This window comes from Micromonospora radicis (assembly GCF_003583405.1).
GTDB classification, from domain to species: Bacteria; Actinomycetota; Actinomycetes; order Mycobacteriales; family Micromonosporaceae; genus Micromonospora; species Micromonospora radicis.
Genome location: NZ_QXEC01000043.1, coordinates 20,921 through 27,241 on the forward strand (window position 1 = coordinate 20,921; position 6,321 = coordinate 27,241).

The following is a 6,321-nucleotide window of genomic DNA, read 5'->3' on the forward strand; positions in this document are numbered from 1 at the left end:
TACCGCCTCCTCCGTGCTGTCGGCCGCTCAGCGCAGGGCGGGCAGGTCCTCATGGATCCGGCGCGTGCCCAGTAAGAACGCCGACTGCGGACTGATCAGGAACTGCTCGCGGCGACCCTCCTCGATATCGGCGGACCGGGCAAGAATGATCTCGGGCTCTGCCGCGTCGCGCGCTAACTCCAGCATGCGGCGCAGCAGCTCGACTGCTTCGGGCGAGTCGGGGATCGGGTCGTACACCTGTAAGGACCGCATCGTGCGGTGGTGCTTGCCCGGCGTGGGCCGCGGCCCGTCGACGACCGATCTGATCAGCTCGAATCGAAGCTTGCCGGCCAGCGGCGCGAGTTCCGGGTGCCCGGCCTCGGACAGTTCCTCGCGCAGCTCCCGCCGCAGGCATTCGGGACCGGACTCGCGGCCGGCGCAGCGGTCATACCAGCGCAGGAATCCGATGCCATGCCGGGCTGGGACAAATCCACGCAAGTCGCGTCTCATCGTCAGCTCGCGGCCGGCCGGGCGCTGCTCGACAAACCCTACTGCGTCCAGGGCTCCGCGCGCCTCGTCGGTGTACTTGATCACGCCACCCGGCGGCCCGTACACCCCCGGCCGGAACGGGTGGTGGATCAGGACATAACCGTCGTCGTCCTTGATGCGCAGCAGCGCCGCAACCGACACGCGCAGCCGCCCGGACGTCAGAGTGGTCCGCAGCAGTCCGAGGTGCTTGCGGTGGCGCAGGACCAAGCCGCCGGCCGCGAGCAAGGCGGCCGTGATCAAACCGGCCACGATGTTGATGAGCATGAGGCCCTCCCGCTCGCGACTACACAGTGATGCGACCTTGATGCTGCGGGTGATACCGGCTCCCGTCAACCTCCCCCACTTGCCCATTCGAGCTCGCTCAGCCACACCCCCCGGCCGGGATCTGCTCGGGAAGGTGGAGCGGGTGTGTCGGGGTGGCTACCCGTCGGAGGCGGCGGCACGTCGGGCGCGTGACGCGTTGCTGGCGCTGTCCCGGGAGGAGCAGGCGGGCCGGTCTTGGACGGTTGCCCGGTGGTTGCGGTACTGGTTGTCGACCAGGAGCCGGATCCGGCCGACGACCCGGATGCACTACACCCGGGCGACCAGCTCGACCTGGTCCCTCGACGTGGTCCCAGGAAGCTGCCCGTCCTTCCAGTCTCTGCAACAACTCAAGCCGGCTCGACCATCGAACGGCCTGCCGTATAGCTGTCGGTCAGCACCGCCAGGTACGCCGTCGACAGCGTTCGTACCGTAACCTCGGGCAGGGCCGCTTGCAGAGCCTGCACAGCCAGGTCGACGCCCGTGGCACGGCGACGGCCGAACAGCTCCTGCAGCCGCTGCATCCCTTCGCGCACGCTCATCCCGGCTGTCTCGTCCTCAGCCAGCTCAGCCAGCCGCCGGCCCACCTGATCGGCGGGTTCTGCTTGCATCAGCCGCAGTACGTCACCGGCGTCCTTCGGCTGGAGCCGATCCGGCCGCTCTGGCTTATAGAACTGGATCCGGTCGTGCAGCTTGTGAGCCTTCGCCACCAGCAACGCCGCAGTACCCGCCACCGGCACCATCAGCTGTCGGGCGTCCACCTCGGGCTCCAGACTGCAGATCAACACGTCGCTCTGGTCGGCGACCGCGGCCTCCAAACCCGGTGTACGTCGGGCCGCACGATCGCCGTGGTCCGGCAACCTAGCCGACCTATTGCCGAGGACCATCGTGGCCGGCACGAGCAGGTCGACCGGCACCTCCACCTGTTGCCCATCGACCATCGTCGAGGCCGTCCAGATACCGGGCTCCTGCCCGAGGTAGAACCCTGCCGCCTGCATCGCCTGCTCAAGCTGCGGATCCGGCCCCAGCACACGCGGGTCGAGAGCCAGATCGGCATCCTTGGTGTAAGGCGCGACGCTGGCGTCCAGGTCCGCCGCACCGGTGCGCACGTAAATTGCCTGTGCGCCAGCCAGAATCACCGCCGAGCGATGCTCGGCCAACGCCTCCAAAGCATCGAGCAACACCCGTCGTGCAGCCACGTACAACGGTGCGGTAGCCAGCAAAGTCATGGGGATCGACCCTACCGGTCGAGCGCCCCCATCCCCCGCAGACTTCGCTGGCGCCACTCATTCTCATGGGCGCGCATCCAGTCCAACACCGCCTGGCCCTCCTCTGGCAGCCGACCGTTCCCGCCCAGCAGATCGAGGACCAACTGACTCAACCCGACGTGCGGTAGCCCATCAACGATCCGCGCCCACGCCATCTGCGCAGCGTCCTCCGGATGCAGCAGCACGACATCAGCCCCTCGGTCGGTCGGCAGCAGCCGCCCGTACTGGCGCATCTCCTGCGCGTCACGCACGTAGAGCACCAGCTGCGTCGGCGCCGCCACCTTGGCAATTTCTGACGCGGCGAACGATCCCGTGACAACCGCGTCCAGCCCGGCCTCGTCGTTGCGCATCTGCGCGTACAGCGCCGAGGCACCCTGCGGCGCGATGAATGTACTGGCCGCATTGTTGCGTAGCAGGTCGTACCGATTCGCAGCGGCCAGCAGCAGCCCCGGCCAGTCCACATGCTTTACCAGCCCGCGCCGATCCCGCTCCACCAGCGCCTGCTCCTCAAGCGACTCCAACAGCTTCGACACGTACCCCGCCGTCAGACCGCCGGTGTCGGACAACTCCGTCAACCGGTACGGCGGGACCGTCTCGACCAACAACCGCACCAGCCGGCGCGCCTTCGGACCCAGCAACCGCACCTGCGACCGCGACCGCTGCGGGTTCGGGTCACGATCGGCCCCATGCAAGCGGAGGTAGACGGCTGGCCGATCGATACGGAACCGGACGTTTCCGGTCAGATCGAGATAGGAGAAGCTGCTCCCCTCCAACAGCGCACGAGTCCGTGGGCTCAGCCACGGAGCGACCACCAACACCGTGGGGTTTCGCATCAGCCTCAGCACGGGATCAGACAGACGCTCGCGCAGTCGGGCCACGTCCCGCGGCGCGACCGACCGCTTCCCCTCAACCAAGATCAGTCCGTAGCCAGAGTTCCGCTCGCTCAGCTGCCACACGGCGTCAGGCGCCTCGATTGGGCCACGATTATCGAGCACCGCGTCCGTGAGCTCGAAGTGCTCTGGCAGTAGCTCCACCAGCTGCATACGAGCCCGTTGGATCAACGCGCTCTCGCTGTACTCCAACATGGCAACATTTTCCCACACTGGCCGACTTTCCCGCAGCAGGAAAGCCGGCCAGTCAGGAAACTCTCGATGAGCAGACGACGTTTTCCCCCTGCAGGAAAGTTGGCGCCTTCAGGAAACTTGGTACTACTCCTCCGATCATGCCGTCGGCATCACCAGAGCGGAGCCGCTCGGGGCAGCGACGGTTGGTGAGTGAGTACATACTTATCGTAATGTCTTGCTCCGAGTACGACGTCGATGGTTGGGGCCGAGGCCATCCGAACCTGCACGCTGCTACCGCACGTGATCCCAGCGACGCGCGTACCGCGCACGATGCGGTGACCAATCTGTGGTCTGCCTACGGCTAGCAGGACGCCCTGATGGAGGTACTGCGGATGCTTGGCGGCCGGAACTGGCCGAGCAGTAAGCGCGATGCCCGGCCACCCACCGCAGGGGCGTTCACGTCAAGGCAGGCACGTCTGCGCATGTGTGGGCAGTGCAGATCCGTCAGAGGCGCGGGTGAACGGCGCTGCGTAAGGGCGGCCGTAGTACTCGGCGAGGAGTTTGAGCGCGTACTCGTCGTTCGAGGTGGCAAGGGCTTCCGGCAGACGGATCGGCGCAGGGGACAACGACTCTCCTCCAGTGCGACGCGCCAGCGTTGACGCTGATCGGGGCATTGCGGCATCTGTGCTAGGAGGCGCCGTCGGCGCGCAGCGGCAGGATCCGGGCCTGCGCGGAGTCCAGCAGTGACCGGAGCGCCGCGACGATCTTGTCCGACGGCATCGGCCGGAAGAGGTGGTAGCCCTGGGCGGCCGTGCAGCCCAGCTCGGCGAGCGCGGCCCGCTGGTCGGCGGTCTCCACCCCCTCGGCCACCACCCGCAGCCCCAGCTCAGGCCGAGATCCACAGTGGTATGAACGATTGCGCCGCCTCCGGCGACTCCGCCATCTTCATCACGAACGACCTTTCGACCTTGAGTTCGTCGACCGAGATCCGGGTCAGGAAGGTCAACGACGAGAAGCCGGTGCCGAAGTCGTCGACGGCGAGTTGTACGCCCATCTGGCGCAGCGCGGCAAGCACCTCGTCGATCACCTCCAGCTCGCTTATCACCACGGTCTCGGTGATCTCCAGGACGAGCCGGTGTGCCGGTACCTGGTGCCGGCGCAGCGACTCGGCCACCTCGGCCGGCAGTCTCGGGTCGAGCAGGCTGCGCGCCGACAGGTTGATCGAGATCGGTACGTCGAGACCGTGCCGGGCCCAGTCGGCGGCGACCCCGAGCGCCTTGTCCACCACGTACCGGGTGAAGGCGCCGAGTAGTTGGCTGCCCTCGATGGTCCGGACGAAGTCCGCCGGGGTGAGCCGGCCCCGCCTCGGGTGCCGCCAGCGGATCAGCGCCTCCACCCCAATCGGCTCTACTGTGGTGAAGTCGACAACGGTTGCAAGCGCCAGTACGAGTTGGTCGTCGATGTCGGGCGCCTCGCGCAGCTCGGCGAGCAGGGCGAGCTTGTCGGTGCTGGCCGCGTCCCGGGCGCTGTCGTACGACGCCACGCTGCCGCCGCCCTGCTTCGCCTGGTATATCGCGATGTCGGCCCGGCGCAGCAGCTCGGTCATGTCGGCCGTGCCGGCCCCGGCGACCACCACCCCGACGGAGACCTCGACCGACATCCGCACCCCGGCCACCTCGATCGGGGTGGCGAGCAGCTCGACGATCTCCCGGGCCCAGCGCAGCACGTTCGGCATCGTCGGCCGGTCGGTGGACGGTTCGGTGAGTACCGCCGGGGTGGGGATCGGCAGTGCGAACTCGTCGCCGCCGAGCCGGCCCAGCAGTTCGCCGGGGCGGACCAGGGCGTCCAGCCGGTCGGCCGTCACCTGGAGCAGTTCGTCGCCGGCCGCGTGCCCGAGGGTGTCGTTGACCTCTTTGAAGTGGTCGATGTCGAGCAGCAGCAGCGCCACCGGATGGTCGTGACCGAGCTGGTGCAACGCCACGTCGCCCTTGCTCAACGGCGCCGCCGGTTGAAGCGATGATCCGCTGGGCCGCGATCAACACCATGAGCCGCCGCCTCGCCCGAGGCGCACCCGCCACCCGCCAACAACGCCGCACCTACCGCCAGCCGGCCGCATAGACCCTTCTCAAACACTCACTCAGTCCCGGGACTTCAGCGCTTTTCTGGCATGGCCGTTTCCAATACCGAATCTATTCGTCACGACCCTGCAACATCGGCCGGAATCAGATGCTCATCGGGCTGTTCGTTCGTCAGTAGGTGTGACACCGGACCGAAAGGAAAAAAGCCATGAACAGCAACGGTGTGACCGTGAAACGGTGTGGTTGCCTCCGCCCCGGAACCAGCCGCCCGCTGGGCAATGCGTGTCCGAAGCTACCGGAACCCGATCACGGGAGCTGGTACTTCCAGTGCTCGACGAGGAACGTGTTGGGCAAGGTCGAGCGCATCCGGCGCGGCGGCTACCGATCAGAGGAGGCGGCCCGGCGGGCCTGCGACGAACTGCTGGCGCTCTCACGAGAGGAACAGGCCGGCCAGTCGTGGACCGTCGCCCGATGGCTACGGTATTGGCTGTCGACCCGGAAACGGATCCGACCCACAACGAAGATGCACTACACGCGCGACATCGAGAGCTTCCTGATTCCCCACATCGGACATTTGATTCTCGGTGAACTGGACGCACGGCAACTCGATACCGCTTTCACGCAGATCGCCGCCACCCGCAACCGGACCGGCCAGCCGCAAACTGTCTGCACGTTGCAGCACATCCACGCCACCCTGCGGGCCGCTCTCAGCCGCGCGCAGCGCGACCGCCTGATCACCGACAACCCGGCCCGGGGCATGGAACTACCCCCGCGGGAACGCCTCCAGCCCCTGGTGTGGACCGAGGCACGCGTCGCCGAGTGGAAGGCCACCGGCGAACGCCCCGTGATCGCGGTGTGGACAGCCGCGCAGCTCGCCAGCTTCCTCGACTACGTCCGCGACGACACCCTCTACGCCCTGTGGTGGCTGATCGCGCTACGCGGACTGCGACGCGGCGAGGCCGCAGGACTCCGATGGGCCGACGTCGACCTGCACGAGGGACAGCTGTCGGTGGTCCGGCAGCGAACCACGGCCGGGTACGACGTGCACGAAGGCCCACCGAAGTCCGCGGCGAGCCGTCGCCT

General features: G+C 67.5%; 4 protein-coding genes and 1 pseudogene. 1 reads left to right on the plus strand and 4 read right to left on the minus strand.

Features of this window, described 5'->3' with window-relative positions; translation table 11 throughout:
• Positions 1-27 precede the first annotated feature (27 nt).
• From D2L64_RS25870 to D2L64_RS25890, 4 genes and pseudogenes are all read right to left on the minus strand, one after another.
• The gene (locus D2L64_RS25870; protein WP_119579812.1) at positions 28-792 is read right to left on the minus strand and encodes an SMODS-associated NUDIX domain-containing protein; all 765 of its coding nucleotides are present in this window, start codon (positions 790-792) and stop codon (positions 28-30) included.
• A 386-nt stretch (positions 793-1,178) separates the two neighbouring features.
• Positions 1,179-2,057 carry a hypothetical protein gene (locus tag D2L64_RS25880; protein WP_147376318.1) on the minus strand — a complete coding sequence of 293 codons (879 nt, stop codon included), beginning with the start codon at positions 2,055-2,057 and terminating at the stop codon, positions 1,179-1,181.
• A gap of 11 nt (positions 2,058-2,068) precedes the next feature.
• Positions 2,069-3,181 carry a hypothetical protein gene (locus D2L64_RS25885; RefSeq protein WP_119579814.1) on the minus strand — a complete coding sequence of 371 codons (1,113 nt, stop codon included), beginning with the start codon at positions 3,179-3,181 and terminating at the stop codon, positions 2,069-2,071.
• 666 nt (positions 3,182-3,847) lie between these two features.
• Positions 3,848-5,165 (minus strand): annotated as a pseudogene (locus D2L64_RS25890) (putative bifunctional diguanylate cyclase/phosphodiesterase); the annotation flags it as partial.
• A gap of 416 nt (positions 5,166-5,581) precedes the next feature.
• On the opposite strand from D2L64_RS25890, the gene D2L64_RS25895 reads away from it, so the two are divergent.
• The coding region (locus D2L64_RS25895; RefSeq protein ID WP_407663193.1) for a site-specific integrase at positions 5,582-6,321 on the plus strand (740 nt) is incomplete at its 3' end.

Coding starts and splice junctions, on each gene's coding strand:
- D2L64_RS25880 (WP_147376318.1), bottom strand. CDS start 2,057: ATGACTTTGCTGGCTACCGCACCGTTGTACGTGGCTGCACGACGGGTG.
- D2L64_RS25870 (WP_119579812.1), bottom strand. CDS start 792: ATGCTCATCAACATCGTGGCCGGTTTGATCACGGCCGCCTTGCTCGCG.
- D2L64_RS25885 (WP_119579814.1), bottom strand. CDS start 3,181: ATGTTGGAGTACAGCGAGAGCGCGTTGATCCAACGGGCTCGTATGCAG.